At 62.4% G+C, this 26409-nt stretch carries 25 protein-coding genes and 3 pseudogenes; 21 read left to right on the top strand and 7 right to left on the bottom strand.

The window, feature by feature from the left end; genetic code table 11:
- Positions 1 to 95: 95 nt before the first annotated feature.
- The 3 genes and pseudogenes from G6N48_RS23935 to G6N48_RS28430 all read right to left on the bottom strand — a co-directional run.
- Positions 96 to 704, bottom strand: coding sequence for a hypothetical protein (locus G6N48_RS23935; protein ID WP_007172296.1), 609 nt, complete (start codon positions 702 to 704; stop codon positions 96 to 98).
- Positions 704 to 1315, bottom strand: coding sequence for a hypothetical protein (locus tag G6N48_RS23940; RefSeq protein ID WP_087139652.1), 612 nt, complete (start codon positions 1313 to 1315; stop codon positions 704 to 706). The genes G6N48_RS23935 and G6N48_RS23940 overlap by 1 nt, the downstream gene beginning before the upstream one ends.
- 119 nt (positions 1316 to 1434) lie before the next feature.
- Positions 1435 to 1548, bottom strand: a pseudogene (locus G6N48_RS28430) (hypothetical protein); the annotation flags it as partial.
- 457 nt (positions 1549 to 2005) lie between these two features.
- Here G6N48_RS28430 and G6N48_RS23945 point away from each other — a divergent pair.
- Both G6N48_RS23945 and G6N48_RS23950 read left to right on the top strand, forming a co-directional pair.
- Positions 2006 to 3081: pseudogene (locus tag G6N48_RS23945) on the top strand (tyrosine-type recombinase/integrase).
- Positions 3078 to 3401: a helix-turn-helix domain-containing protein gene (locus G6N48_RS23950; protein ID WP_007172299.1), complete on the top strand. Its 324-nt coding sequence runs from the start codon at positions 3078 to 3080 to the stop codon at positions 3399 to 3401. The pseudogene G6N48_RS23945 and the gene G6N48_RS23950 overlap by 4 nt, the downstream one beginning before the upstream one ends.
- Before the next feature lie 523 nt (positions 3402 to 3924).
- On the opposite strand, the gene G6N48_RS28435 is transcribed toward G6N48_RS23950, so the two are convergent.
- Positions 3925 to 4242 carry a hypothetical protein gene (locus G6N48_RS28435; protein ID WP_232066691.1) on the bottom strand — a complete coding sequence of 106 codons (318 nt, stop codon included), beginning with the start codon at positions 4240 to 4242 and terminating at the stop codon, positions 3925 to 3927.
- 30 nt (positions 4243 to 4272) lie between these two features.
- On the opposite strand from G6N48_RS28435, the gene G6N48_RS28440 reads away from it, so the two are divergent.
- From G6N48_RS28440 to G6N48_RS23970, 4 genes are all read left to right on the top strand, one after another.
- Positions 4273 to 4668, top strand: a complete 396-nt coding sequence (locus G6N48_RS28440) for a hypothetical protein (RefSeq protein WP_232066692.1) — start codon at positions 4273 to 4275, stop codon at positions 4666 to 4668.
- Between the two features lie 254 nt (positions 4669 to 4922).
- Entirely contained in the window at positions 4923 to 6176 is a 1254-nt protein-coding gene (locus G6N48_RS23960) for an IS30 family transposase (RefSeq protein ID WP_101930934.1), read from the top strand.
- 431 nt (positions 6177 to 6607) lie between these two features.
- A complete protein-coding gene (locus G6N48_RS23965) occupies positions 6608 to 7843 on the top strand; it encodes an IS256 family transposase (protein WP_042909891.1) in 1236 nt (411 codons plus the stop codon).
- Positions 7844 to 8400: 557 nt separating this feature from the next.
- Complete coding sequence (locus tag G6N48_RS23970) at positions 8401 to 8799, top strand: hypothetical protein (RefSeq protein ID WP_174814222.1); 399 nt, start codon at positions 8401 to 8403, stop codon at positions 8797 to 8799.
- On the opposite strand, the pseudogene G6N48_RS28825 reads toward G6N48_RS23970, so the two are convergent.
- Positions 8715 to 9176: pseudogene (locus G6N48_RS28825) on the bottom strand (acetyl-CoA acetyltransferase); the annotation flags it as partial. The gene G6N48_RS23970 and the pseudogene G6N48_RS28825 overlap by 85 nt on opposite strands.
- A gap of 126 nt (positions 9177 to 9302) precedes the next feature.
- Here G6N48_RS28825 and G6N48_RS23975 point away from each other — a divergent pair.
- The 9 genes from G6N48_RS23975 (at position 9303) to G6N48_RS24015 (ending at position 17705) form a co-directional block, all read left to right on the top strand.
- Complete coding sequence (locus G6N48_RS23975; protein ID WP_007168379.1) at positions 9303 to 9947, top strand: TetR/AcrR family transcriptional regulator; 645 nt, start codon at positions 9303 to 9305, stop codon at positions 9945 to 9947.
- Positions 9948 to 9996: 49 nt separating this feature from the next.
- The gene (locus G6N48_RS23980) at positions 9997 to 10437 is read left to right on the top strand and encodes a PaaI family thioesterase (RefSeq protein WP_007168380.1); all 441 of its coding nucleotides are present in this window, start codon (positions 9997 to 9999) and stop codon (positions 10435 to 10437) included.
- Positions 10438 to 10489: 52 nt separating this feature from the next.
- Positions 10490 to 11386, top strand: coding sequence for an alpha/beta fold hydrolase (locus G6N48_RS23985; RefSeq protein WP_007168381.1), 897 nt, complete (start codon positions 10490 to 10492; stop codon positions 11384 to 11386).
- 47 nt (positions 11387 to 11433) lie between these two features.
- Complete coding sequence (locus G6N48_RS23990; protein ID WP_019732564.1) at positions 11434 to 11649, top strand: hypothetical protein; 216 nt, start codon at positions 11434 to 11436, stop codon at positions 11647 to 11649.
- A 586-nt stretch (positions 11650 to 12235) separates the two neighbouring features.
- Complete coding sequence (gene ltrA / locus G6N48_RS23995; RefSeq protein WP_224112898.1) at positions 12236 to 13627, top strand: group II intron reverse transcriptase/maturase; 1392 nt, start codon at positions 12236 to 12238, stop codon at positions 13625 to 13627.
- Between the two features lie 746 nt (positions 13628 to 14373).
- Complete coding sequence (locus G6N48_RS24000) at positions 14374 to 14964, top strand: TetR/AcrR family transcriptional regulator (protein ID WP_007168385.1); 591 nt, start codon at positions 14374 to 14376, stop codon at positions 14962 to 14964.
- Positions 14965 to 15051: 87 nt separating this feature from the next.
- Positions 15052 to 16353, top strand: coding sequence for a cytochrome P450 (locus G6N48_RS24005; RefSeq protein ID WP_007168386.1), 1302 nt, complete (start codon positions 15052 to 15054; stop codon positions 16351 to 16353).
- 11 nt (positions 16354 to 16364) lie between these two features.
- Entirely contained in the window at positions 16365 to 16556 is a 192-nt protein-coding gene (locus G6N48_RS24010) for a ferredoxin (RefSeq protein ID WP_074021704.1), read from the top strand.
- Positions 16557 to 16688: 132 nt separating this feature from the next.
- On the top strand, positions 16689 to 17705 hold the full coding sequence (locus G6N48_RS24015; protein WP_033717470.1) for an LLM class flavin-dependent oxidoreductase: 1017 nt from the start codon (positions 16689 to 16691) through the stop codon (positions 17703 to 17705).
- Between the two features lie 192 nt (positions 17706 to 17897).
- Here G6N48_RS24015 and G6N48_RS24020 read toward each other — a convergent pair whose 3' ends face one another.
- Positions 17898 to 18767, bottom strand: coding sequence for a metal-dependent hydrolase (locus G6N48_RS24020; RefSeq protein WP_033712834.1), 870 nt, complete (start codon positions 18765 to 18767; stop codon positions 17898 to 17900).
- A gap of 76 nt (positions 18768 to 18843) precedes the next feature.
- On the opposite strand from G6N48_RS24020, the gene G6N48_RS24025 reads away from it, so the two are divergent.
- The gene (locus G6N48_RS24025) at positions 18844 to 19548 is read left to right on the top strand and encodes a TetR/AcrR family transcriptional regulator (protein WP_057969459.1); all 705 of its coding nucleotides are present in this window, start codon (positions 18844 to 18846) and stop codon (positions 19546 to 19548) included.
- A gap of 26 nt (positions 19549 to 19574) precedes the next feature.
- Here the strand turns inward: G6N48_RS24025 and G6N48_RS24030 are convergent, their stop codons facing one another.
- Positions 19575 to 20243: a TetR/AcrR family transcriptional regulator gene (locus G6N48_RS24030; protein WP_023900852.1), complete on the bottom strand. Its 669-nt coding sequence runs from the start codon at positions 20241 to 20243 to the stop codon at positions 19575 to 19577.
- Between the two features lie 134 nt (positions 20244 to 20377).
- Between G6N48_RS24030 and G6N48_RS24035 the strand changes: the two genes are divergently transcribed.
- From G6N48_RS24035 to G6N48_RS24055, 5 genes are all read left to right on the top strand, one after another.
- Positions 20378 to 21214 (top strand): SDR family NAD(P)-dependent oxidoreductase, encoded by an 837-nt coding sequence (locus tag G6N48_RS24035; protein WP_007168393.1) that lies wholly within the window; start codon positions 20378 to 20380, stop codon positions 21212 to 21214.
- Between the two features lie 18 nt (positions 21215 to 21232).
- The gene (locus G6N48_RS24040) at positions 21233 to 22156 is read left to right on the top strand and encodes a hypothetical protein (protein ID WP_007168394.1); all 924 of its coding nucleotides are present in this window, start codon (positions 21233 to 21235) and stop codon (positions 22154 to 22156) included.
- On the top strand, positions 22153 to 23799 hold the full coding sequence (locus tag G6N48_RS24045; protein ID WP_007168395.1) for a flavin-containing monooxygenase: 1647 nt from the start codon (positions 22153 to 22155) through the stop codon (positions 23797 to 23799). Before G6N48_RS24040 ends, G6N48_RS24045 begins: the two co-directional genes overlap by 4 nt.
- Positions 23800 to 23873: 74 nt before the next feature.
- Positions 23874 to 25397, top strand: a complete 1524-nt coding sequence (locus G6N48_RS24050) for a flavin-containing monooxygenase (RefSeq protein ID WP_007168396.1) — start codon at positions 23874 to 23876, stop codon at positions 25395 to 25397.
- Positions 25394 to 26362, top strand: a complete 969-nt coding sequence (locus G6N48_RS24055; protein ID WP_007168397.1) for an alpha/beta hydrolase — start codon at positions 25394 to 25396, stop codon at positions 26360 to 26362. The genes G6N48_RS24050 and G6N48_RS24055 overlap by 4 nt, the downstream gene beginning before the upstream one ends.
- Positions 26363 to 26409: the final 47 nt, after the last annotated feature.

The raw sequence follows: 26409 nt of genomic DNA on the forward strand, positions 1-26409 counted from the left end.
CCCCGACGGCCTTCCGTTGTGTGGGCCACAGCCGCGAACCTCCGCGACCGGGCTTCCTTGGAGGCGCCGGGGGAGACCTCGACGTGATGGACGCTCTACGTCTTGACGTCGGGATCGTCTGTGTCACGCTGCGGGTTGGAAAGTCCTGGCGCGGGTGTATTTGATTGAGCTGCTGGCGGATTCGCCCCAGTCGTGCCAGTACCAGCAGTGCCAGGCGCCTTTTTCGTAGTGGTGTCTGCTTCGGGTTCAATCGGGTCGCGCAGATCGATCATTTCGGTGCCAGCCTGGGGAGATATGGTCTTGGTCGTCCAGGTGGACTTGACCCTCGACGATTTGCCTTTGTGTTCGACGTGTACCTCGATGGCATCGGTTGCACTCGCCCCGCTGGTGAGTGTGAAGTAGACGCGAATCTTGGCTTTGCCGCCATCGAAGTTGATTGGCCCGGCACCAGTTTTGGAACGTCCGATTAATGGCAGCTTGGTGTTGGTGCCAGCTGCCATGAGTTCAACCGAATCGACTTGCGCGGCCCCGCTTCCCTCCTTGGCGAGGACGACTTCCACGAACCCGGTCTTGTCGAATTCGCTTGTCACCGTGATGTTGGCGCGGTTCTGACGGATGTAGAGGACGACCGGCACGCCGATTGCGGCCCCCAACGTGGCGGCGGCAATGATGACGCCCCAAATAATCCAGTCGATGCCGAACATCAGGGACACCCGCACGGAAATGACTGTGCGCCCGTTATGGGGTCCACCTCGATGCCTCTATGACACACCTCGCTGCACCCGACCACCTTGCATTGCAAGAGGCCGTTGAAGAATCGTCTGAGATGGCAGCGGTCGTCGTTGTCCTCCCACACGACCTCATACGGGCCCCTCGACGCAGTGCCCACGCGAAAATCGATCGCACCCTCGTCGTCATTGCGCGTGGCTCGATAGAACGACACCGCTTCAGGGTGACCCGGATCCGGGGTCAACAGGTAGTCACCGTTGACCAGCGGAACCGCCGTGTGCCAGATGGCCGCGATGCGCTCGCCCTGACCCCGCTCAACGATGCCCAGACCTGAGCGCGCCTGAGCCCACGATTCTGCGGTGAAAGACAATACGGTAGGGGTGTGGAGCGACGGATGATCCGCATCCGAGAACACGATATCTTGTAGCGAGGGTTCTTCCGCTAGACGCTGCGCGAGCTCGACACTCTCTTCGTCTTGAGCCAATTCATTTCGCACTCTTGGATCTAGCGGTGGCACGATCCCGGCGAGTTCGAGCACGAATGCTGCCATTGTTGCCGGCCACGCCGGCATGCCTACCCCCGTCATGGCACAAACGATAGGGCGATCGCCGCAGCATGGGGCGCATTTCGGCATTTTCGCAGCGGTGGTCAATTTCATTGATCAACGCTGCGCCCCTCGCGGTCCGCGGTGTCGGCGGACGGTGGCTACGGTCTCCACCTTGTCGTAGGGAGACGTTCCCAGGTCGCTGCTTCGACGAGGCCCACCGTGATGAGGAAGGGCACGAACATGCGTTGTTGGGCTTCGGGTTGGCGGGCCAAAGCAGGCTCCAATCCCCCGGCGGGGGAGCGGCTGCGCAGTAGGACCACAGGCAGGAGCGTTTGCTGGAAACGCCCGCCCGCTCGACCGCTCGCCCGGTTATCGGCCCTAGGAATTGACTCATCGAGTGAATCACAATGCGTTAGTGCCACACTCGCTGCATCACGTCGAAACCGGTTGCAAGAGCGTGCGATGCGTATGGCGGCGGATTATCGGGAATGTATAGTGGCGCTCGACTACGTTGAAGTACAACCGATTGCGCTATATGCGGTAGTTAACCAACAGTCGACGGGTTCCTGAGCCACCGAGTGGTGTGCGCCAGCCCGTCGAGTGCCTGGACCAGCTGTTGTGGGCGTGTCCCTGCTGCAAAACCCGCGAATGAAGTGGCATCATCTTTGCCGACTGGATAACTGATCAGCTGATGATTCTTCACTGTGGGTGAAGTTGAGGAGGCGTGGGTTGGCTCTGGCTGTCGTGCGGGACCTGAGGGAGCAGCGGGCACCGGCGACCGAGGATGAGCTCGCCGGCTTCGAGACCGATGTGCTGGCCGGATTCGTCCTTGCCCGGGCATCGGCCGGGTTGGTCGACTCGACCATCCGCAACGACGTGAATCACCTTGAGCTGATCCGGGACTGGTTCGGTCGGCCGCTGTGGGAGATCCAGCCTGCTGACGCCGACACCTACTTCGGCAAGGTGCTGCGTGATGCCCGGGCGTCGACTCGGACCGGGCGGGCGGCCGCGCTGACGGTGTACTTTCAGTTCCTCGAACTGCGTCACAAGGTCGAGTTGCACAATCTCAGCGGCCGGGTCATCGAGTGCCCGCTCGATGAGATCAACCGACCGCGGGCGTGGGTGGATCCGCAGCTGCGCATCCCGCCGACCGCCGACGAGGTGGAGCAGCTGTTCGCGGGTGGCGCGGGGAGCTGGTCACCTGCCGCAAGTTCGCCCCGACCGCCCGAAACTACGCCGTGGCTCGCCTGGTGGCCGATGTCGGATTGCGGATCAACGAGGCGCGGATGCTCGACCTGGATGACGTGCGCTGGGAGCTGGGCCGGTTCGGCAAGCTGAACGTCCGTCATGGCAAGGGATCTCGTCGCAAAGGTCCCAAGCCGCGGGTAGTGCCACTGATCAACGGCGCCGACCGCAGCCTGCAGTGGTTCATCGAAGACGTGCTGGGCCTGTTCGATGTCGACCCGAAAAACCATGCTGCGCCGCTGTTTCCGTCCGAACGCAAGAACATCGACGGGACGTGTATGCGCGCGACCGCCGACGTCTATCGCCGCGCCCTGGCCGAGGCCACCGACCGATATCTGCCGAGGTGGTCGGGGAAGCTGACACCGCATGTGCTGCGGCATTTCTGCGCATCCCAGCTTTATCTGGCCGGTATGAACCTATTCGCGATCCAGGAACTATTAGGTCACGCCTGGACGGGCACAACGGCTCGGTATATCCACGTGCACGCCACCCACGTCGAAGATGCCTGGGTCACCGGGCAACGCCGGGTCGCCGATCGATGGAAAGGACTCGCTCGATGAAATGGAACCTGCGATTGGCCGCGGCCAATCGCGGCATCTGGAAGGCCAGCGAACTCCAGCGGATGCTCGCCGACCGCGGTCTGGTCATCAGCGCCGGCAAGATGTCGGGCCTGTGGTCGGGCAACCCCAACGCCATCAAACTGAACGACCTGGACGTCATCTGCGCCGTCCTCGGCTGCGGGGTCGACGAGTTGCTGATTCCCGAACCCGAAACCGTGGCAGCGGCCACGCCCGTCACCGACGACGAGTCAGCGGCGGTCGGTGAGGCCCGGTCGGTCACGCCGCGCACTCGCGCCGGCAGGTCGCTGCCGCCGCGATGAACTGCCTGCACTGCGGGACTGCGCTGCCTGCCAACAGTCGCCGCGACCAAAAATACTGCGGCAGAAGCTGTTCAAGAAGAGCGTCCTACCAACGCAGAAAGGCGGGACTGCCTCCTCGCCCGCCCCGGCGGCATCCAGCCTTGGAATCCGACGACCCCGTGCTCGCGGCCGCCGCGATACACGCCCGGGAACTCGGTGCCGCCCACGATTGGTGCGGTGAGACCACAAACCGATGCCTCGACGCCCTGCTCACCCTTCTGGCCGGTCGGCCCACCGGTGATCGCGTGCCGCTCACCGAGGTTCGAACCCGGCCGCATCGGCTCGCGTCCCGTCGCAGGCTCGTCGAAATCCTATCCCACTTCGACCTGCTGAAAGACGACACCGAACCTCCGATCCGTGCCTGGATCGACCGCGTCACCGCGGAACTTCCGCCAGGATTCGCCGAGCCGGCCCACCACTGGCTCCTTACCCTGTTGGTCGGCGGCGCACGTGCTCGCCCACGATCACCGAGGACGCTCTACAGCTACTTCGGCTCGGTCAAGCCCTTCTCGCGCACTGGTCCACCTCCTACGAGCATCTCAGGGAGGTCACCAGGGCCGACGTCGACGCGGCGCTGCGGCCGTTTCAGGGAAACCAGCGCCACAATCTGATCAAGGCGCTGCGGTCGCTGTTCCGGCACGCCAAGAAGAATGCTCTGGTCTTCAGCAACCCAACAGCGGGTTTGAAGAGCCAACCAGTAGACCAGGACCTCCTGCCCATCACCGATGACGAGGTGCGCTCGATCGAACAGCTCGCCAGCGAACCGCTTGAACGCCTCGTCGTGGCGCTGAGCGTCGAACATGCCTGCCGCACAGCCGTTATACGCAAACTGGTGCTCGACGACATCGACCTGCCGAACCGGCGGATCACCCTTGCCGGACACAACCAACGGCTCGGCGAGCTCACCCACAGAGCGCTGAACACATGGCTCGACCACCGCCGGGACAGATGGCCCCACACTCCGAACCGGCACGTTCTACTCACGACGAAAACTGCATTGCGCACAACGCCGGTCAGTCAAAAATCGGTGAAACAATCGTTGAGCGACAATGGATTCACGATCGAACGCATCCGTGCCGACCGAATCCTTCACGAAGCGCTGACCGCAGGCCCGGACCCACTGCACCTGTCTCTCGTCTTCGGCATCTCCCACAACACCGCACGGCGCTACACCACCGTGGCCGAACGGCTGCTCAGCGACGAACTCGAGCAGCCGGTAGAACCGTAGTGCCACCCAACGCCGCCAGACTCAGGGCCCGCGAACCCGCCGCAGTTATGAACCTTCACAGCCGAAAGGCCGTGGGTTCCAACTGAAATCGCTTCAATCCGGCTGAACTCACGGGAAACTCACTGGTAACCCGCCATATTCGATTCGGTCGTATTGCCGCTTGACAGTGTCGGCGTCGTCTGAAAACTGACCCCGTGTCGACGCGGTGGTTTCTAGGTGCGGTCGCAACACTTCTCTAGATTCTGGAGGTTGTGTTGGCATCGTCGCGTCGGGTGAAGAAGGGGCCGGGACGTCGTCCGCAGTCGGCCAAGCGTCAGCGGTTCATGGAGTTGCGGGCTCGCGGGTGGAGCGTGCGGGCCGCGGCCCGCGAAGTCGGTGTGTCCCGGTCCGCTGCGACGAACTGGACACGCGGTTACAAGACCTACCGCAACGGCGTCGCGGTCGGGTTCGTCCCGCCGCTAGATCGACTAGCGGTCCGCCAGATCAGCACGCGATACCTGTCCCAGGACGAGCGCATCGAGATCGCCGATCTGCATCACTCAGGGCTGAGGGTGCGGACGATCGCCACCCGACTCGGTCGAGCGCCGTCGACGATTTCGAGGGAGCTACGGCGCAACGCACCAGCCGGCCGCGGATATCAGCCCTTCGATGCCCACCGGCGAGCCACCGCGCGACGAGCACGTCACCACCGCCGTCGGGTCGACACCAACGACCAGCTCGGTAACGCGGTCGCCGAGCTGCTTCTTCAGCGTTGGAGCCCCCAACAGATCAGCCGTCACCTCCGCCACCGCTTCCCCGATGATTCATCGATGTGGTTATGCCACGAAAGCATCTATCAAGCTGTCTATCAACCGAATTCACGTTTCATGCGGCCCTCGCGATTAGCGCCGCACCGACGCTCACCGCTGCGCACCGGTCGAGATCACCGCCGAGCGCATCACCGCCAGAGTTGCCGGCGGCCGCGGTTCCAGCAGCCGATGCTCACCATCCACGACCGGTCCTTCTCGGCTGTCGACCGGTCTGAAGCCGGCCACTGGGAAGGCGACCTTATCATCGGTAATAACCACCTCTCGGCGATCGGCACTCTGGTCGAACGCCAGACCCGGATGCTGCGGTTGGTGCATCTGCCTCGCAGTGACGCCGACTCCCTGCACGCGGCCTTGGTGGCCCGCATGAAGGATCTGCCACCCACGCTGATGCGGTCGATCACCTGGGACCAGGGCACCGAGATGGCGCGCCACCTTGCCACCACCGACAAGCTCGGCGCGCCCGTCTACTTCTGCGACTCCAGATCACCCTGGCAACGCGGCACGAACGAGAACACCAACGGACTGCTGCGCGACTACTTCCCGAAGGGCGTCACCCTCATCAGCCACCCGCCGGAGCAGTTGTTGGCCGTCGAACACGAACTCAACCATCGCCCCCGCATGGTCCTCCAAGACCGTTGCCCCGCCGATCTATTCGCTGCCCTGTTAGTCTCGAGTGATCCGTCGGTGTTGCGACGTTGAGTAGAACCCACCCCGTCGAAAAGGGGTCAATTTTCGGCCGCCGTTGACAGCGGTTGTGCTAAGTAGTTGGGTGAGGGCGAATCGCTCTACACCCGAGTCGATTCCAGCCAATCTTTGACGTCATCCAGTAACCATCGACGGTGCCGATCGCTAAGCCTGAGGTGATGTGGACCAGGCGCATCAATCCCACGTTCCCGCCTGGCCGCCCATTCATGCAGCGTTGAGACCGGAACTCCGGTCATCGCTCGAACTTCATGAGCGGTGAGCATGACCGACGCATTTTCTATCGTCATCGTCTCCAACCCCAGTTGCGTCCAGCAGAGTGGTGTACGAGCCGGTGATGACCGGCGTGTCGTAGCCGGATGAATGAAGGTCATCGCGTGATTCTTCGAGGGACCGACCAAAGTCACTCGAGCAAAGGAATCAACGCGATGACCATTGCCCACGATATCGACCTGTCTGCCGTGCTGGCCGAACGACTCACCACCACGCACCCTGATGTGCTGCGCGAGTTGTTGGCCGCCTTCATTCACGCCCTGATGGGCGCCGAAGCCGACGCGGTGTGCGGTGCCGGCTACGGCCAGCGCAGCAGCGAGCGCACCAATTCCCGCAACGGGTATCGGCACCGCGAGTTTGACACCCGCGCAGGCACATTGGATCTGGCGATTCCCAAGCTAAGGCAAGGTTCGTACTTCCCGGACTGGCTGCTGGAACGGCGCAAACGCGCCGAGCGGGCCCTGACCACGGTGGTGGCTACCTGCTACCTGCTGGGCGTTTCGACGCGGCGGATGGACAAACTCGTCGAGACTCTGGGCATCACCAGCTTGTCGAAGTCCCAGGTCAGCGTGATGGCCAAAGAGCTCGACGCCGCGGTCGAGGCGTTCCGGACCCGGCCACTGGATGCAGGCCCGTACACGTTCATGGCTGCTGACGCCCTGGTGCTCAAGGTTCGCGAAGCAGGCCGGGTGGTCAACGTGCACGCGCTGATCGCCACCGGGGTCAACGCCGAGGGCTACCGCGAAATCCTGGGCATCGACGTCACCACCGCCGAGGACGGGGCCGGCTGGCTGACCTTCCTGCGGTCGCTGACCGCCCGCGGCCTATCAGGGGTCCGTCTGGTCACTTCCGACGCCCACGCCGGTCTGGTGGCCGCGATCGGCGCCACCCTGCCTGGGGCATCGTGGCAACGGTGTCGCACCCACTACGCCACCAACCTGATGGCCATCACTCCGAAATCATCGTGGCCGTGGGTACGCACACTACTGCATTCGGTCTTCGATCAACCTGACGCCGGTTCCGTTGCAGCCCAATATGACCGCATCATCGACGCACTGGCCGACAAGCTCCCCAAGGTCGCCGACCACCTCGAAGACGCCCGCGCCGACCTGCTCGCCTTCACCGCCTTCCCCAAACAAATTTGGCGGCAGATCTGGTCCAACAACCCACAAGAACGACTCAACAAGGAAATCCGCCGGCGCACCGACGTCGTCGGAATCTTCCCCGACCGCAACGCCCTAATCCGCCTCGTCGGCGCGGTGCTGGCCGAACAACACGACGAATGGGCCGAATCCCGCCGCTACCTCGGCCTCGACGTCCTCAGCAAATCCCGCGCCGACCACACGCCATCAACAGAACAGGAGGACACCCCGGCGGCACTGACCGCCTAAACCACCAAGTCGAAGAATCACACGACGACGTCGTACACCACGTCCCTGGACTTGACCCCAACCCCGTCTCCCGCCGTTGGTACTGGCCGGCAGGTCATACCGAGATCATGAGGCATAGTTTTCGATTCCCGCTACCAGCAGTGCGACATTCGATCGGAAATGCACCGTCGAGTGCGGTCAGGGGGTCGAATCTGCGAGACCGGCTTTAGGAGAGCGGTCAAGCCCTTCTGGTTGAGGTCCAGAAGGGGTGTCTGAGCTGGTCATATAGCGCCATCGCACACCAAGCGAAACCACCGCGTGCCGACCAGTGCAGATAGCGGGTTTCAGGCTGCTGTGGTACGGGTCTCGTTGGCATAAGTGTGTCGTAGCGCGTGAACGAGCGCACCCGACCGTTTCCCGGATCGGACAGGTGGTTGTGGTGAGTGGTGCGGATCGGTGCGGATGTGTTGCATTGGTAGGCAGTCGATTTGGCGACAAAGGGTGCGGACAAATGGGGACACAGATGATGTTGGTCAGGATGGTAGAGCACGACGATGGGTGCGTCCTATGGTTCCCACGTGGTGAACATCAATTCGAAATCGGCAGCGCGCAAGCGTGTCCGGGAGGCGCAGAACAAGGCCAACGAGGCACGTCTGGAGCGTGAGCGTCAAAATGTCGATGACGCTGCGTCGTTCCTCGTCGAGCTTGGGCGGCTGGCCGCCGTCGACGAGTGGGAGCGCAACCGTATCCTCGAGATACACGCAGAGGGAGAGCGGCGCCGTCACGAACACCGCCAGGCCGGCGCGACAGCGTTGGCCCGGATGCAAGGCCGCGGTGAAAGCCTCACTGCGATCGCTGAACTGGCGGGAGTCAAAGTCGGTGAGGTAGCACACATCTCGGCTGGGCTCAATCCGGGACGTGTGTCGCCAAGTGACTCATCCTGTGCATCAACGGGTTTCGGATCGCGGAGCGCATGACCCGATTTGACTCTGCGGGCGGACTCGCCGGTCTCGGCTCCGACGACCAGCACCGCATCGCTGATACCGCGCACAATGTCCCCACCAAGGACCTCGACGAGGTATTGCGGTGTATTGCCGCCAATCGGGCAGCTGATGCGACGCCGGGGCGCCAGCCCAACCGCTTCGGCAATTCTCGACGCGGGATTGTCACGCGGAATCATCAGAATGCCCGGTGTCGCCACCGTATCGATCCGATGCCCGATCGCAGCGCCCGCGTCTTGCAATGCTCGACGCGCGGCTTCGCAAGCCAAATCGATGGGATCGACGACGCTGTCGCCGCGGTGCGTGATCTCACCGACCGCGACGACAACGGGAGTGCGGGGCGGAATCGCCAACGGTCAGGTCACGTTCATCGTCGGCACCTTTGTTGCGACATATTTGCGATATTGTCACATAAGTAGCCATGCGACAACCGGTTGGGTCGTTAATTCACGATCGGTCCGAGGCTGCATACTTGCTTCGTGACGAAGAAATCGTTGCGCTGGGGCACGGCACCTCCCACGACCCGCGACGTCGCCCGAGACCTCCTGCTCGATGCCGCCGAAGCGTGCCTGGAGGGCAAGGGGCTGCCGGGCACCACCATGGAGGACATCGCCAGACAGGCGGGGGTGTCGCGCGCCACGGTGTACCGCTACTTTCCAAGTCGTGAATCCGTCGTTTCCGGTGTCATCCTGCGTGCGGCCGAACGCTACCTAGACCGCATGCGTCGACGGATCGCAGTACATCGCGATTTGGGCACGGCAATACTCGATTTCGTCGAGGTCACGGTACGCGCCGCTCATCGCGAGCCGACAATCGGATTGCTGTTCGGCAGTGACGAGGAACTCGCCGGCGTGGGGTTGGCCAAGGGAACGTCGGTGGCTTTGTTTGAACTCGTGGCCGAGTTCCTTCGACCTGTCTTCGCTGCGCACTGGGACCAACTCGAGCCCGGGGTGTCGGTCGACGATGCCGCCGAATGGATCCTGCGAACCGTCCTCAGCCTGCTGTCGGTCCGCGGCCCCAGACACCGCAGCCCCGAAGGCCTCGATGCCTTTTTACGCCGATTCCTGCTTCCAGCTCTGCTCACCAACACCCAGCCTTGCGTCGATGCAACAAGTGCAGAGTAGTGTCTCAAACCATCGCATCGATATCCGTGGATGAGAAGGGGCGCTAACCATGGAGTTCGCGCAGTTCAATCAGCAGATCGCCAAGGAATTGCAGAACGCGGCGGCAACCACGGGAGGACTCTCCAAATACCTGGATTTTCGCCACACCGAGTTCGCCGCCGGGCGGCTGGTTGTGCAGATGGATGCTCGGGACGACCTTTTGACTCCGTTCGGCAATCTGCACGGCGGATGCCTGTCAGCAATGGTCGACCACTGCTTGGGCGTGGTGTTTTACCCGGTGATCCCCGCTGGATCGTGGGTCGCCACAACCGAATTCAAGCTGAACTTGCTGCAGCCCGTGTCAAGCGGAGTATGCGTCGCCGTCACCGAGATCATCGCGCTGGGCAAGCGCAGCGGTGTCGCCAGAATCGACATCACCAACGACGGGCGCGCGGTATGTGCCGCCCAAGGAACAGTGACCGTCGTTAGCCCTAGGGGGAATTCCTCGTGATGAAAAGGACCGATGGTATTGTCGTCCGACTTCACAACGGCGAGCGCACCCGATGACCGTTACGCTCGAGCGATTCCGCACCACAGACGGCGTCACCCTCACGGCGGATTGCTACCGGCACGACGCTGCCCGCGCCGTTGTGCTGCTCCTGCACGGCGGTGGTCAAAACCGACACGCCTGGGCGACCACAGCGCGCCGCTTGCACGCTCGTGGGTACACGGTCGTCGCGTATGACGCCCGAGGTCACGGCGACAGCGCGTGGGACCCTACCGGAAGATACGACCTCGGACGGCTAGCGTCCGATCTGCTGGCCGTGCGTGAACACGCGAGCACCGACCGCCCGCCGGCCGTCGTCGGCGCATCCTTGGGCGGCATGACCGTCCTGGGCACGCACTTGCTGGCGCCCGCCGACCTGTGGGGAGCCGTCGTCCTGGTCGACATCACTCCGCGAATGGAGTTTCACGGAGCACGCCGCGTCGTGTCGTTCATGGCCGCCCATCCTGACGGGTTCAGCACGCTCGACGACGCCGCGGACGTCATTGCCGAATACAACAGACATCGCACTCGGCCCAAGAACCCGGACGGACTCCGTAAAGTCTTGCGGCAACGCGACGATGGTCGGTGGATCTGGCGATGGGATCCGGCCTTCATCACTTCCAACTTCCAGTTTCTGCAAGGTGACCCCGCGACTGGTGCCGAAAAGTTCGACGCGATCAGCGAACTGCTTGTTGAAGGGGCCCGCCGCGTGCAGGCACCCACTCTTCTGGTGCGCGGCGTCCTTTCAGATGTGACATCGCAGCAGTCGGTCGACGAATTCCTCAAGGTCGTACCGCACGCCCAAGCGGTGGACGTCTCCGGCACCGGCCACATGGTCGCAGGCGACGACAACGATGCCTTCACCGCAGCCGTCGCCGGATTTCTCGACCGCACGATAAGCACTTCAGCGTGAAAAGCTCTGGGCTATCTGGCGCAGCCCGGGCTGGCCGCGCCAAAATCATGGCCGAGCTCGGCATCAAGGGGATCAGTCCGCGGAGGTTTAAGACCACCACGGTGGTCGATCCGGCCTCGTTTCCGCCGGATCTGATCGGCCAGCGCTTTGATAAGGGCCGACTCGACGCGGTGTGGTCCTCGGATATCGAGCGCCGTGAGGCGCTGTTCAACCGAACGGAGGTGAGAGACCACCGTCGCCGAGCCATCGCAGTGGCCCGGTAGAAGCTGGGGGCAGCCTGATCTAAAGAGACTTTGGTGAGGGTGGGAAGCAGCCCCGACAACGCCGGGACGGCCTGGTACTGCCAGACGGGTCGGGTCCGGCTAGCGAGACGGGAAGGTGTACGCGAGGAACCAGCGGCTGAACGCCTCTTAAGAGAAGACCACCAGCTCCAACCTGGCGGATGCGGGCTGGGCAGCGACGCGCACCCGCCCTGAGGGCGGGGAACTCGTGGGCCGGTTGATGTCGCCGGTTCGGGAGGTCACGGTGAAGGACTGCGGCGTAGCCGTGACGAGGTCGCAGGGGCATAGCTGGACACCTCACCCGTCAAACGGTTGACAGTGAACACGGGAACCACCGCGCCGGTCCCCGGTCAGATCCGGCAGCCAGCCGGGCTGGAGGGGTAGGCAGTCGTCGGCTGATGCCGGTGTGGTGGGGCGGAGGAGCCGTAGTAGTCCGAGGCCGGGAAAGCCGGTCGCATGGCAAAGGGCTCCAGCGGGTTCGCGGCGAGTACGCAGACTGTGGAGGTCACTTGTGAATACGAGTGCTTTGTGGCCCGACCCGGACACGGCCGAGCTGCGGGTACGCAGGATGCAACGCAAACTGCACCATTGGGCGGTTGATGAAAGCGACCGCTGTTTCGATGATTTGTACAACCTCGTTTATGACCCCGCATTCCTCACCCTCGCGTGGGAGCGGGTGCGGACGAACAAGGGTGCGCGCTCAGCCGGTGCCGATGGGACCGCACCGCGGTCTGTCGGTGCGGCAGAGGCGGTCGGACTGCTTCAGCGGCTCCGCGAGGAACTCAAGGAGCGGATATTCCGGCCGGATCCGGTGCGGGAGGTGATGATCCCGAAGGCGAACGGCAAGCTCCGCCGCCTGGGTATCGCGACCGTCGCCGACCGGGTCGTGCAAGCTTCGCTGAAGCTGGTGCTGGAGCCCATTTTCGAGGCGGACTTTCATCCGTGCGCATATGGGTTCCGGCCGGGCAGGCGAGCCCAGGACGCCATCGCTGAGATCCATCACCTCGCCAGCGGCTCACGGGCCTATCACTGGGTTTTCGAGGGAGACATCACGGCGTGCTTCGATGAAATCTCGCATTCGGCCCTTATGGGCCGGGTGCGGCGACGTGTCGGGGACAAACGCGTTCTGGCCCTGGTGAAGTCGTTCCTCAAAGCCGGGATTCTCTCGAAAGATCTCGGCTACCGGGACACCATCACCGGCACTCCGCAAGGCGGAATCCTCTCACCACTGCTCAGCAATGTCGCCCTGTCCGTTCTCGACGAGCACTTCGCCGCGAAGTGGAAGGCGCTCGGCCCGGAATGGACACGTGCCAAGCATCGACGCGCCGGAGTTCCGACCATGAAAATCGTCCGCTACGCAGACGATTTCTGTGTCATGGTCCACGGCACTCGCGCTGATGCCGAAGCGCTTTGGGACGAGATCGCAGCAGTGCTCGCGCCGATGGGCCTGCGCCTGTCGGTCGAGAAGAGCAGGATCTGCCACGTCGACGAGGGGTTCGAGTTCCTCGGCTTCCGCATCCAACGGCAGATCAAAAGGGGCACGACCAAGCACTACGTCTACACCTGGCCGTCGAAGAAGGCACTTATGTCCATCACCGACAAAGTCAGGAATCTGACGCGGCGACACAAACATCGAACGCTCGCTGATCTGCTGCGCCAACTCAACCCCGTCCTGCGGGGATGGTGCAATTACTTCCAGCACGGGGTGTCCAAACGCACCTTCGACTACCTCGACCACTTCACATGGTGGCGGGTGGTGACTTGGATGCGCAAACGGCACCACGGGCTGGCGTGGGGCGTCTTCCATCGACGGTTCCTGCCCAATTGGCAAATCCGCGAAGGCAAGACGGCGATGTTTCGGCCGCAGAAGGTAGAGGTCACCCGATACCGCTACCGGGGCACGAAAATCATCACCCCTTGGACAGCGAGGCCGACGGACATCACTGCACCAGTGGCCTGAATCCGTGGAGAGCCCGTTGCGGAGAAATTCGCTCGGCGGGTTCGGAGGGCGGGCCGGGGAAACGGATCGGTAGAAATGCCGACACCGCGCCCCGGTCCGACCCCTACACCTATCTGGGCTGCGGGGAGGGCGACATGTTCTTGTGCGCGATCCGCGACGAGCACTCGCGGCGGGCACTGGGTTGGGCTGTGGATGATCACATGCGCACCGAGTTGGTCACCGTGGCCGTGCAGCGGGGGGTGTTCGCGCGCGGTGGGCGCTGCGCGGGTAATGCTGGGACAACGTCGGCGCCGAGTCGCTGTGGTCGAGTTTCAAACAGGAATGCTACTACCGGCACACCCTACGCGACCAAAGCGGAATTGATTGCAGGAGTTGACAATTGGATGAACTTCTACAATAATCAACCAAGGCATTAAGCGATCGGGACGCGCTCACCTATCGACTACGAGCGGACGCTGAACCCTGTCGCGGAAGCAAGTTATCCGTGTCCATTTTTTCAGGGGAACCCCAGACTTCGATCGCGACGTTGGCATCAGCTCGAAGCGTGGCGGTCGCCAAGCCGATGTCGCGAGTTCCACCGGATGATGACAGTGCCATGGTGAGAAGTAGCGGAACCCGGACAGCCAAACCGGCGAAGTGCATTGTTGTCGGCGTGGTCCTCGATAGCCCCGACGGAACACTTGTGCAAGACGCATATCCTGCTCACCATGCCAACAGAGTCCGTTCGCCTCTCGTTTCGCCGGCATATGCGTGAGCAAGTCTTGAGGGCTGCCCGGACCCTCACTATCGAGAAGGGCTGGGATCGCGTTCGCATGGGTGAAGTCGCAGAGCTTGTCGGCGTGTCCCGCCCGACGCTCTACAAGGAGTTCACCGATAAGCAGGGACTGGGCGACGCGCTGGTTGTGGCCGAAGGCGAACGCTTCTTGAATGGCATTCACGCAGTTTTGGCACAACACGCCGGAGACGTCGGCGGGGGCATCACCGCTGCGGTGTCGTACACACTGAAGGAAGCGGAAGCGAGCCCGCTCTTGAAGGCGGTGCTGACATCGAACCGGCCTACGGACAGGACGGTCGCTGAGTCAACCGGTATGTTGCCGCTCCTGCCGACCTCTGCGTCGCTACTGGAGCTGTCCTCGGCAGCCCTCGTGACCTGGTTCAACGAGCACTTTTCAGGCCTGGACGCCAATGACGTCAATGATGTCGCCGATGCACTGGTAAGGCTGACGGTGAGTCACGTCGTGCTTCCGACCGCCGACGCCGAGACGACCGGGGAGCGCATCTCGCGGATCGCACTTCGCTATTTGGGCGTTCATTCCTCCGCAGGCGAGGCGCGTTAACACTAAGGATTTTATGTTCAAATGTTGACTCTGAAGGAATAATTGTAAACACTTGGAGTGGGGCCGCACGAACCTTAGGAGATTCTCATGATTGCCAGCACGACGTCCGCACTGAAAACGTCGGCGGAGCGGCGTTCAGCACGTCCATATGATTCTGCCGACTTGTCCTCGACTGCATTTTGGGCCGGCACCGCCGCCGACCGGGAGAAGACATACGCCGAACTGCGCAAACGTGCTCCCATCAGCTGGCACCCGCGAGTCGAGCACACCATGATCGACGACGGGAACGACCGGGGCTTTTGGGCTGTGGTTACGCATCCGTTGCTTGTCGAGGCGACCCGGCGACACGACGATTTCCTGTCAGGTCAGGGCATTGTCATGGAGTCGATCCCGCAGGAATTGCTCGACACCGCTCAAGGCTTCATTGCGATGGATCCGCCGCGTCATACCAAGATTCGACGATTGCTGGCATCCGCATTCACGCCGAAGCAGATGCGACTGATCCACCATCAGATCGAGGCCAACGCGAAGCGCGTCGTCGACGACCTGGCTCCACAGGGCAAGGCCGACTTCGTCGACGAATGCGCGGCGTTGCTGCCGATGCACAACATCTTCGACATGATGGGCGTGCCGGACTCGATGCGCCGCGACATCGCGTGGGAATCACGGTATGCCGGTGGGTGGAGCGACCCCGAGGTGATGGGCGACGACCCAGTCATACCTCGCCTTTTCCAAGCGATGGGATTCCTAGGCGACGGCGCCCGCGAAATCATCGCTGCACGTCGCCGGCAGCCCGAAGACGACCTCATGACGAACCTCGTTCAGGCTGAAGTGGACGGTGAAAAACTCACCGAAGATGAGATCGTCTCGTTTTTCATACTTCTCACGATCGCTGGGAACGACACCACGCGCCAAAGCACCAGTCATGCGATGAAAGCCTTGACCGACTTTCCCGATCAACGAGCGTGGCTGATGGAGGATTTCGACGGACGAATCAAAGGAGCGGTCGAAGAGTTCGTCCGGTGGGCCACCCCGATCATGACCTTCCGCCGAACGGCAGCTCGCGACTGCGACCTGGGCGGACAACAGATCACCGAAGGTGACAAGGTCGTACTTTTTTACAGCTCGGCCAACTGGGACACCACAGTGTTCACCAACCCGGAAAAGTTCGATTTGTCACGGGACCCCAACCCGCACGTGAGCTTCGGAGGTGGAGGTATCCACCACTGCTTGGGCAATCAGCTGGCGCGGCAGCAACTCGCCGCGCTCTTCCGGGAATTGCTGCACCGCCTGCCTGATATTGAAGTCTGCGGGCCACCCAGCTATACCGTTAGCACTTTCTTCCACGGGGTGAATCATCTTCCCGTCCGCTTCACCCCGACTACGTGAGGCAGCGTGGCATGAAAATCACAGTCGACCGCGATCGATGCTCGTCAATCGGGATGTGTGAAGGCCTGGCTCCCGACTTCTTCGAGGTCAGTAACGATGGGAAACTCCACATCCTGAATCCTGGGCCACCCGAATGTCACAGGGCACTGATCGAAGATGCCGTGGCGAGTTGCCCCACAGGCGCGCTCGCGTTGCACGATTGACAGACTGGCAGCAGCGAGATCCGGTGCAGCTGTTCGGCACTGGCTTCCGGCCGGTCCACGATGACTGCTCCTCGTCCAACGGGCTCGCCGACATCGCTCAGGAGCACAACACAACGCAATGGAGCCGCAGTAGTGAGTACCTTTGGACTCTCTGTCCTAGCCCCTGACCTTGCCGCGATGAAGGTCACCGCCACCGCGGCCGACCAGGCCGGGTTCGACGCGGTGTGGGCATCGGAGTTCTATACCCGGTCGGGATCCATCTCGATGGCGGCAATGGCCACCTCGACTGACAGGTGTCGCATCGGGTCGTCGATTCTCTACGGCGTCGGACGCAGCCCGCTGGTCTTGGCGACCGAGGCGCGCGATCTCGACGAACTGTCCGGCGGTCGCATCGTGCTCGGCATCGGCAACGGCACCAAACGGATGATGAGCAACTGGCACAGCGTCGCCGATACCAGCGCCCCCGCCCTGCGCGTCGAGGAACTCGTACCCCTTATTCGGCGCATCTGGAACCTGCACGAGGGACCAGTCCGCCACGAAGGCCGCTTCTACCAGATGAATCTCATCCCCAGCGGCCCGGTAGACCCGCCTGCGCGCGATATTCCGATCATCACCGCCGCGGTGCGCCCGCGGATGTGCGAAGCCGCCGGCCGGGTCGCTGACGGGCTGGCCGGGCATCCGCTCTTCACGACCGCCTACGTGGAGGAAGTCGTGCGGCCCGCGGTGGCCAAGGGCGCCGCACGCACCGGGCGCGATCCCGACGACGTCGAGATTGTGTCAATGGTCATGTGCTCCATCCACGACGACCCGGAAATCGCCCGTCGCGAGGTCGCGCAACAGATCGCGTTCTACGCATCAGTCAGAACCTACCAACCGCTGCTCGACTTCTGCGGATTCGCCAAACAGGGTGCCGTTATCCGAGAAGCCTTCGCACGCGGTGACTTTGCGGCCATGTTCGACGCGGTGACGGACGACATGATCGACGTGATGGGCGTCGCTGGCACCGCCAGCGAGGTGCGCGCCGGGCTGCGCCGCTACGAGGGGGTACTCGACCACATCATGCTCTACCCGCCGTCGGTGGGTATCGCACCTGAGCGGGTCGGCCAAAACCTCGGTGAGATGATCAAGCACTGCGCCCCCGGCCAGTAACATCCCGGTTCATGTAGGTGCGCCAGCGTCTGTGTCGACGACAACCCGCGGCGGTGAATGAGTCTCCCGTCTAATTCGAAATGACCGGTTCATCGACGGTGTGCTCCTGCCGGTACCGTAGGGATCGCCTTCGACGACGAGTTCGTAAGCCACCTAGTGCCAGTGCTTCTCTGCTCGCGCTCACCGTTGATGCTAGACGCGGCTCCCGATTCGCTGGGCGCCATCGGAGTCGAAGAGTTCTTTGGCCCAGCGTTCGAGGACTTCGGTGCTGTCCCAGTCGTCGGGGTGGAAGCCGGCGCGGGTGTAGGAACGGAAGCGCTGCACCGCGTCCGGGCTGAACAGTGGGGAACGACGGAAGGCTCGAAGGCTGCGCAGTAAGCGCAGTGGGTTGTAGGCTGCGCGGTCACCCGCCAGAGAGCGAGTGGTCTGGATGACCAACTCGGTGAACAAGATGACTGTGGCAATCCGCATTCCCCAGACCCTGGTGCGTTCGGTTCCACCGACCGTCTCGAAGACGTCGAAAGCGACGGCCTTGTGCTCGGATTCTTCTAAAGCGTGCCAGAGCAGAATCGGCCGGACCTCGGTGTCGCCGATCAGCTCTTGTGCCTCGTCGCTGGTCAGAATGATTTCGGCGAACGTCGCCGTGTAGTGCTCAAGGGCAGCCGTCACGGCCAGGCGCATCTTCGGAGAGAATCGCTTCTCGAGCCGGTCAACCAACTTCTTGATGTGCCGATCGATCCCGTCGGTCGGATAGCCCATCGCTTGGAGCCGCTCGTTAAGCAGCCGATGCTGGTGCCGGTGGGTGGCCTCCTGCGCGATGAATCCCTTGACCGCCTCTTGGAGGTCGGGGTCGCTGACCTGGTCACGGTACTGGCGCACCGATCGGATGAAGAAGTCTTCGCCCTCGGGGAACGTTGCCGACAAGGTAGAGACAAAGTGGCTCATCACCAAGTCGCCGTCGACGAAGTGCTGGCGACTGGTCCCAGCAGGCATTGCGAAACGGACACGGCGAGCCTTTGGCAGCACCCTCTTTGCTGGCCGTGTGGGCGACTCACTGGTCATGTGCTACTCCCATCTCCAAGCGGACCTCAATAATCTGACTTTATACCTAGTCAGATTTAGATGACAAACTGTGTCTATGCGTTCAGTCCGGGTGTATCGCGGAGTGTCTGCAGAGCAGCGCCATCAGCACCGGCGTACACGTCTCATCGACGCCGCTATCGAGCTGATCGGTACCCGAGGCGTGGCCGCCACCACCGTGACTGCCGTCTGCGCCGAGTCACGTGTCACCTCGCGTTACTTCTACCAGCATTTCTCCGACCGCGACGCGCTCTTGCGGGCCGTCTACCAGCAGCTCTATGCCACCTTCCAAGACGTAATAGTCCAAGCGATCCCAGACGCCGGCGCGCCACCCGACGTGTTGGCGTATGCCCCCATCCGCGCACTGGTCAACATGATCGAAGACGATCCTCGGCTGGCCCGCATTTTGTTCGTTGAATCCGCAACGGAGCCACTCCTTCGCGAGTTGCGGAGCCAATTGATGGCCGGTTTCGCCGACCTCGTGCTGCGCGAGGCCAGACTTCACCTGGATATCGCCGACTCTGCGGTGGGCGTCGCGCATCTGGCTTCAACCCTCGGTGTCGGAGGACTCTTCGAGGTTCTGCGCCGCTGGCTGGACGGCGAACTGGACTTCAGTACTGATGAACTCGTCCAACACTGCGCAGGTTTCCTGGGCAGCCTCGGCACCTACGTGCTGCTGCAGAACATAGGCGAGGCGCCGGTTCCTGAATCCGGGGCATCGGCAAACGCTCTATCGGCTCGCGGCCACGCCCGGCGATGCTGAGTGCGTGTCCGGTTTGACGCCCACGATCAGGACGGTAGCGTCCCGGGCACGTCATCGACGCTGAGCGCGTGCACCAGATAACGTTCAGCTAGGGTTTCGGCGAGCCGACTGGTGTGTTCGACGATCTCCTCCTGACTTACGTCGAGCAAGCCGGCATGCCAGGCGGTGATCAGCTCGACGAAGCCCCCAACCGCCACCAAGGTGTCCATGCGGAGCGCGGTTTCATCGGCATCCGGTCTCAGATGGGGCTTGCTCGCCGCGACCACGAGGTGCGTCGCCTCTTGCAGGGCAACAGCGCGCCGGTCTTGCAGCGGTGAGCTGCCCACGTGCTGGGTCAGCAAGATCTTTGCCCTGCCGGGATCTTGTGTGATGCGGTCGACCACCATAGAGATGGTCATGCGAATAGTCTCGAGGGGCGGCTGCCCGACGCGTTCTGCGAGGGTCGCGGAAACCTCACCGAGCATCTCGTTCCGTACCCCGTCCCAGGCGGCAACCAGCAACTCGTCGCGGGTCTTGAAGTCTTCATAGAAGTAGCGGTCGTTCAGGCTGGTCCGGGAGCAAACGCCCCTCATGGTGACTGCGGCCCAACCGCTTTCGCTCCAGATCTCGGTCGCGGCATCGATCAGACGCTGCCGACGTTCCGCGCGGCGTTCCGCGCCGGTACGCCCGCCCCATCGTTTCGCCTTCGTCCGCACATTTCCATCTTGACAAAGCAACGTAGGTCACACCAAACTGACGGCATGTGCCCACAATGGTGGCTGGTGCCACCAGTTGCTTTCGAGGCAGCGACGGAATCAACCGTCAGATCGCAGCAACGGCGGATACTCCGATGAGGCTGCTGCCGTTTGGGAATCCCCCCCGCCGGAGTGACCGTGCCGACGCGGTGATCACCGGTGCAGGCAGCGGCATTGGCCGCGCATTTGCCGTCGAGCTGGCGCGCCGGGGCGGCCGTGTGGTGTGCGCCGACATCGACGGCATTCGCGCCAAGGAGACAGCGGACCTGATCTCCAAGCTGGGCGGTCATGGCATCGGCGTTGTTTGCGACGTCTCAGACGAGCATCAGGTCCGGGATCTTGCCGATTCGGCCGAGAAGTGGTTCGGCGGCGCTCCCGGACTGGTGATCAACAATGCCGGAATTGGCGCTGGAGGCAACGTCGTCGGTGCGACATCCACGAGCGATTGGTCCGCGACGTTGTCGGTCAATCTGTGGGGAGTCATCCACGGCTGCGAAGTCTTTGTCCCGCGGCTCCGGGAACGTGGATTCGGAGGGCTCATCAACGTCGCGTCGGCGGCAAGCTTCGGTGCGGCCCCCCGCATGGCCGCCTACAACGTGAGCAAAGCGGGCGTACTCGCGCTGTCCGAAACCTTGGCAGCCGAGCTCAGCGGAACCGGCGTCACGGTGACCGTCCTATGCCCCACCTTCGTCAAAACAAATATCGTCGACAATCCACGCATCGAGGAATCGGCGGCCACGCTAGCCGCCAACTTGATGAAGTGGACCGGCGTATCACCAGAGTCGGTAGCACGAACCACCCTGGATGCGCACGACCGCGGCCAGCTATACGTCCTGCCGCAACTCGACGCCAAAATCCTCTGGCAGCTCAAGAGAACCATGCCGGGTACCTTCACCCACGCGATGGGACTCATCCAGCGAATAACGCGTTGACACAACCTAGGAGGAGACATGGCTTTCGAATACGGCGATATGCTGCAGACGATTAAAGACCGCCAGTGGGCGCTGGCCGACATCGACTGGGACGCACCGGGTGCCGAGTTGATCACCGACGAACAGCGCCCCAGCCTGAAACAGTTCATGTCAGACGTGGTATGGATCGAGCATGTCGGTGCCCGCGCTTTCGCGGCCATGGCCCCCAAGGCGCCGTTCGACGCGTTGGGTGAGATTTACAGGTATTTCCACGCCGAAGAGCAGCGGCACGCCAACGTGGAGCTCGCTCTCATGCATCGCTGGGGGATGCTCGAGGAGGGCGAGACTCCGGTGCCGAACAAGAACATCCGGCTGGTCATCGAATGGCTGGACCGATACGCCGAAGCACTTCCGTTGACGGTGATCGGTGCTGCCATACCGGCTTTAGAAACCGCTCTGGACGGAGCACTGTTGAAGTTTTTGGTGGACGAGGTGTCAGATCCCGTGTGCGGCGAAGTTTTCGCCAAGGTCAACAGCGACGAGTCTCGCCACCTGGCGGTGGGTTTTCAGGTGCTCAACGACCTGGGCGCCAGCCCAATGAGGATCCATGCGATTCAGACGGTGGGAGCTCTTATCGACCCGAGGGTACTTACCGGTGCGTTGCTTTACATCCCGCTGCTGACCCGGATGCTGATAAACCTGAACGCCTGGGGCCTGTCCGAGGAAAGGCTGTACAACGCAGTCACCCGCTACTCGAACGTCGGCGATCGCAGCGAGCACACCCGCCGTGTTCCCCCCTATCACATCCTCAAGGCCCATATGTCTGCCACGATCAAGCACTCCCAACCGCTGCACTTCATCTCGCAGCGCCTCGGTAGGGTGATCGACCACTTCCCCACGCAAGTGCTCGGCAAGACGCCGTCATGGACTGATGAGCTGACCTATGAACCGGTGGCCAGATGAGCGACACGACCAGTGTTCTGATCATCGGAGCCGGCTTTGCCGGACTTGGCACGGCGATCCAACTACTCAAGCGGGGTATCGACGATTTCGTCATCCTGGAGCGCGCGGGCGAGGTCGGAGGAACCTGGCGTGACAATAGCTATCCCGGTGCCGCCTGCGACATTCCGTCATTGTTGTATTCGTACTCCTTCGAACCAAATCCGGACTGGTCGCGTGCGTACTCGGGAAGCAGCGAGATACTCGCCTACATCAAGGCCATGGTCGACAAGCACGCGCTGGCGCGCTTCATCTGTTTCCACGTCAACGTGACCGGCCTGGCGTTCGACGAAGACAGCGGCACGTGGACCGTCGAAACGGATGGCGGGTCAAGCTACCGGTCGCGCACGGTGGTGATGGCAAGCGGCCCACTGGCCAATGCAAATTTTCCTGACATTCGCGGACTGCACAGCTACGCAGGCCACAAAATCCACAGCGCGCGCTGGGATCACGACTATGACATGAGCGACAAACGTGTTGCGGTAATCGGTACCGGGGCGAGCGCGGTGCAGATTGTTCCGGAATTGGTGAAGACGGCGCGATCAGTCAAAGTGTTTCAACGGACGCCCGGTTGGGTGCTTCCCCGGCCTGATTTTCCGCACCCCAGTGTTGCCAAGGCCGCGTTTGGTCGGCTACCGATTCTGCAGAGCGCCGCTCGCCAGGCATGGTTTTGGGCGCACGAAGTCATGGCCGTCGGCATGGTGTGGAACACCCCGGCCACTACCGCCATCGCCTGGGCGGCCAAGGCGAACCTTCGTCGCCAGGTGAAAGATTCGTGGATGCGGCGACAACTGACGCCCGACTTCCGGCCCGGCTGCAAGCGCATGCTGATGACCAGCGACTACTATCCGGCTCTCCGACAGAACAATTGCAAACTCATCACCTGGCCGATCGCGACCATCTCGCCCATCGGCATTCGCACCGCGGACGGCATCGAACACGAGGTGGATTGCATCGTATTCGCGACCGGCTTCGATGTGTGCAAGGCCGGCACACCGTTTCCCATCACCGGCGTGGACGGTCGAAAGCTTGCGGAGGAATGGTCTAACGGCGCCTACGCCTACAAGAGCGTCAGCGTCTCAGGCTATCCCAACCTCTTTTTCACCTTCGGGCCGAATTCCGGGCCAGGACACAACTCGGCCTTGGTCTACCTGGAAGCGGAGATCCGCTACATCGTCGACGCCATCGGCATAATCATCGAAGGCGGTATTCAGACCTTCGACGTCAAAGAGGACCGGCAGAACAGCTATCACGCCCAACTCCAGCGTCGGCTTGCCGGCACGACGTGGAACTCCGGATGCAAGAGCTGGTACCTCACCGAAGACGGCTATAACGGGACCATGTATCCCGGCTTCACCACCCAATTCGCCCGACAACTAGCGAGGGTCGAGCTCGACGATTACTCGATGAGTTCACAGCCCCCTCCCCGCAAGAAGCCCAGGCGGGCGCGGCCCGAGTTGGCCGCGGAGAGTTCGCACGGCGCAAGCAAAGGAGGACGGCAGCGCAACGACGATCGCGTGTCCGTCGACAAGCGCGAAGGTGTTCGTTTCTCGGCGCAAACCGCTTCACCCGAGGCAGCATCACCGCGGATGGTGGATCGTGCTTGAGCCGCGACTGGCTCCGGCTAGGCAGTCGGCGACAGGTGCCTGGCATCAGCCCCCAGATAAGCCAGAAGGACGGTATGGACCACAGCGATAAGCACCGCTTCGAAATCATCGTGATCGGTGCAGGATTCTCCGGGATCGGAATGGGGATAAAACTCCTGAAAGCCGGCTTTTCGGACTTTCTTATTGTCGATGAGGCAGACGACGTAGGCGGAACGTGGCATTGGAACACCTATCCGGGCATCGCCGTCGACATTCCGTCGTACAGCTACCAATTCTCCTTCGAAAAACGGTCGTCATGGTCGCGGACGTATGCGCACGGCAACGAGTTGAAGGACTACGCAAGACACTGCGCGCACAAGTACGGTCTTAGCCCACGAATCCGCTTCGCCGTCAAGGTGACTGAAGCTTGGTTCGATGAGGACGCGACCCTGTGGCGCTTGCACACGGCCGCAGGACAGGACCTATCCGCGCGCTTCGTGATCAACGCCTCGGGCGTCCTGACACGCCCCAAGCGGCCGGATATCTCCGGTGTCGATGATTTCGGCGGGATCACCATGCATACATCCCGCTGGGACCACAACGAAGACATCGCCGGCAAGAGGGTGGCTGTCATCGGAACGGGCGCGTCGGCAGTGCAGTTGATCCCGGCAATCGCGAAAGACGTCAAGGCGCTGACCGTGTTCCAGCGCACACCGATCTGGTGCCTGCCGAAACTGGACTTCCCGGTGCCGCGGCTGGCAAGAGGGTTCCTCAAATACGCTCCCGGCGGACAACTCGCGGCGCGCGCAGCGAGTCAAACCTTCGTCGAAGTCACGTTCCCTGTCGCCGCTCACTTCCACACCGCCATTCCCTTGGCGTCACTCATCGAGCGTGCCGCGTTGCGGTACATGCGCAGCCAGGTGACCGACCCCGCCGTCCGTCAAAAACTGACCCCCCGTTACGCGCTCGGGTGTAAGCGCCCAAGCTTTCACAACGAGTACCTGGCCACATTCAACCGAGACAACGTCCACCTCGAGACCAGTCCGATAAGCCACTTCGATGCCGCCGCCGTCCACACCGTCGACGGCCGATCGCACGAGATCGACGTCCTCATCCTCGCCACAGGCTTCAAAGTGATGGAACCGGAGAACATGCCGACCTATTCGCTCAGGGGGATCGGTGGACTCGATCAAGCCAAGTGGTGGGACGAGAATCGGCTCCAAGCGTACGAAGGCGTCAGCGTGCCCGGATTCCCCAACCACTTCTCCATCTTCGGACCCTATGGATACAACGGTTCCTCGTACTTCACGCTCATTGAAGCCCAGACCAGGCACATCGTGCGATGCCTTCACCATGCGCGGTCCCGGCACGCCAACTACGTCGAAATAACCCGGCAAGCCAACGACCGCTTCTTCGCCGAAATGCTCAAACGCCGCCACCGCCAAGTCTTTTGGCAACCCAGCTGCGCAACCGCCAATAGTTACTACTTCGACAAACACGGCGACGTACCGCTACGCCCGACGACCACCCTCGAATCTTTCTGGCGTAGTCGCACCTTCGACCTTGGTGACTATTCGTTCGAGCGGCGCACCACTGAAAAGGTACTTAGCTCATCGTGACAACCCTTTACTCGGAACAGCATCCGAGCACGGCAAGTTATCTCATCGCGACGTCGGCCCGCGGGATCCTGCGCCCACTGACGCAAGCACTACCGTCTAACCAGTACGGGCTCGCGGTAATGGACCGGGTGCTTCGGGCGGCGCTCATTGCGTCCCGCCCGCGGCGCGGATTGCGAGTTGAACAGGTCGACACCGTCTTTGCTGGCGATCGGGTGAGAGGCGACTGGATCGTTGCCCCGGACGTCGACCCGGACGGGCCGCCGATTCTCTATATCCACGGCGGCGCCTTTTCCATGTGCTCCCCGCAGACCCATCGTGGTCTGCTAGGCGAACTGTCTGCCGCGTCGCTCAGGCCGGTGTTCGCCGTCCGCTACCGCCTGGCTCCGCGATACCCGTATCCCGCGGCCGCCGACGACGCACTGAGGGCCTACCGGTGGTTGACCGGCTCTGAAGAATCGGCGTCAAACCGCACGGTGGCGATCGCGGGAGATTCGGCGGGCGGCCAACTCGCCGTCGCGACCTCGTTGGGCGCGCTCGCACATCGCTCCCCGCCGCCCGATGGCATGTTACTCATGTCCCCCGTCGTCGATCTGACGTGCCAGCTGGCGATGGCACGTGAAACTCGCCGCCGCGATCCTTTCGCATCGGCCCGGTCCGCAACGCGTGCGCTCAGCCTCTATGTAGGCGATGCCCACCCGACCGACCCCCGCGTCAATGTCCTCGCCGCAGATCTCACCGGCTTGCCGCCGACATTGATCCAGGTCGGTGGAAGGGAGATGCTGCTCGACGACTCCCGTCAACTCGCCGAGCGCATGCGCGCCGCAGGAGCATCCGTGCGGCTTCAGGTGTTTCGCGGCCAGATTCACGTGTTCCAAGCCCTGTTTCGACTCTTGCCCGAGGCGCGTCACGCTTTGCACCTCAGCGGAGCGTTTCTCACAGACAGGGCCGAAGACACGTTTCCTTGACGCACGGGCCGAACGCAGGCAGGCGGCTAGCGCGCAGCAACCGCTTT

It is taken from the genome of Mycobacterium parmense, assembly GCF_010730575.1.
In the GTDB taxonomy this organism is placed as follows: domain Bacteria; phylum Actinomycetota; class Actinomycetes; order Mycobacteriales; family Mycobacteriaceae; genus Mycobacterium; species Mycobacterium parmense.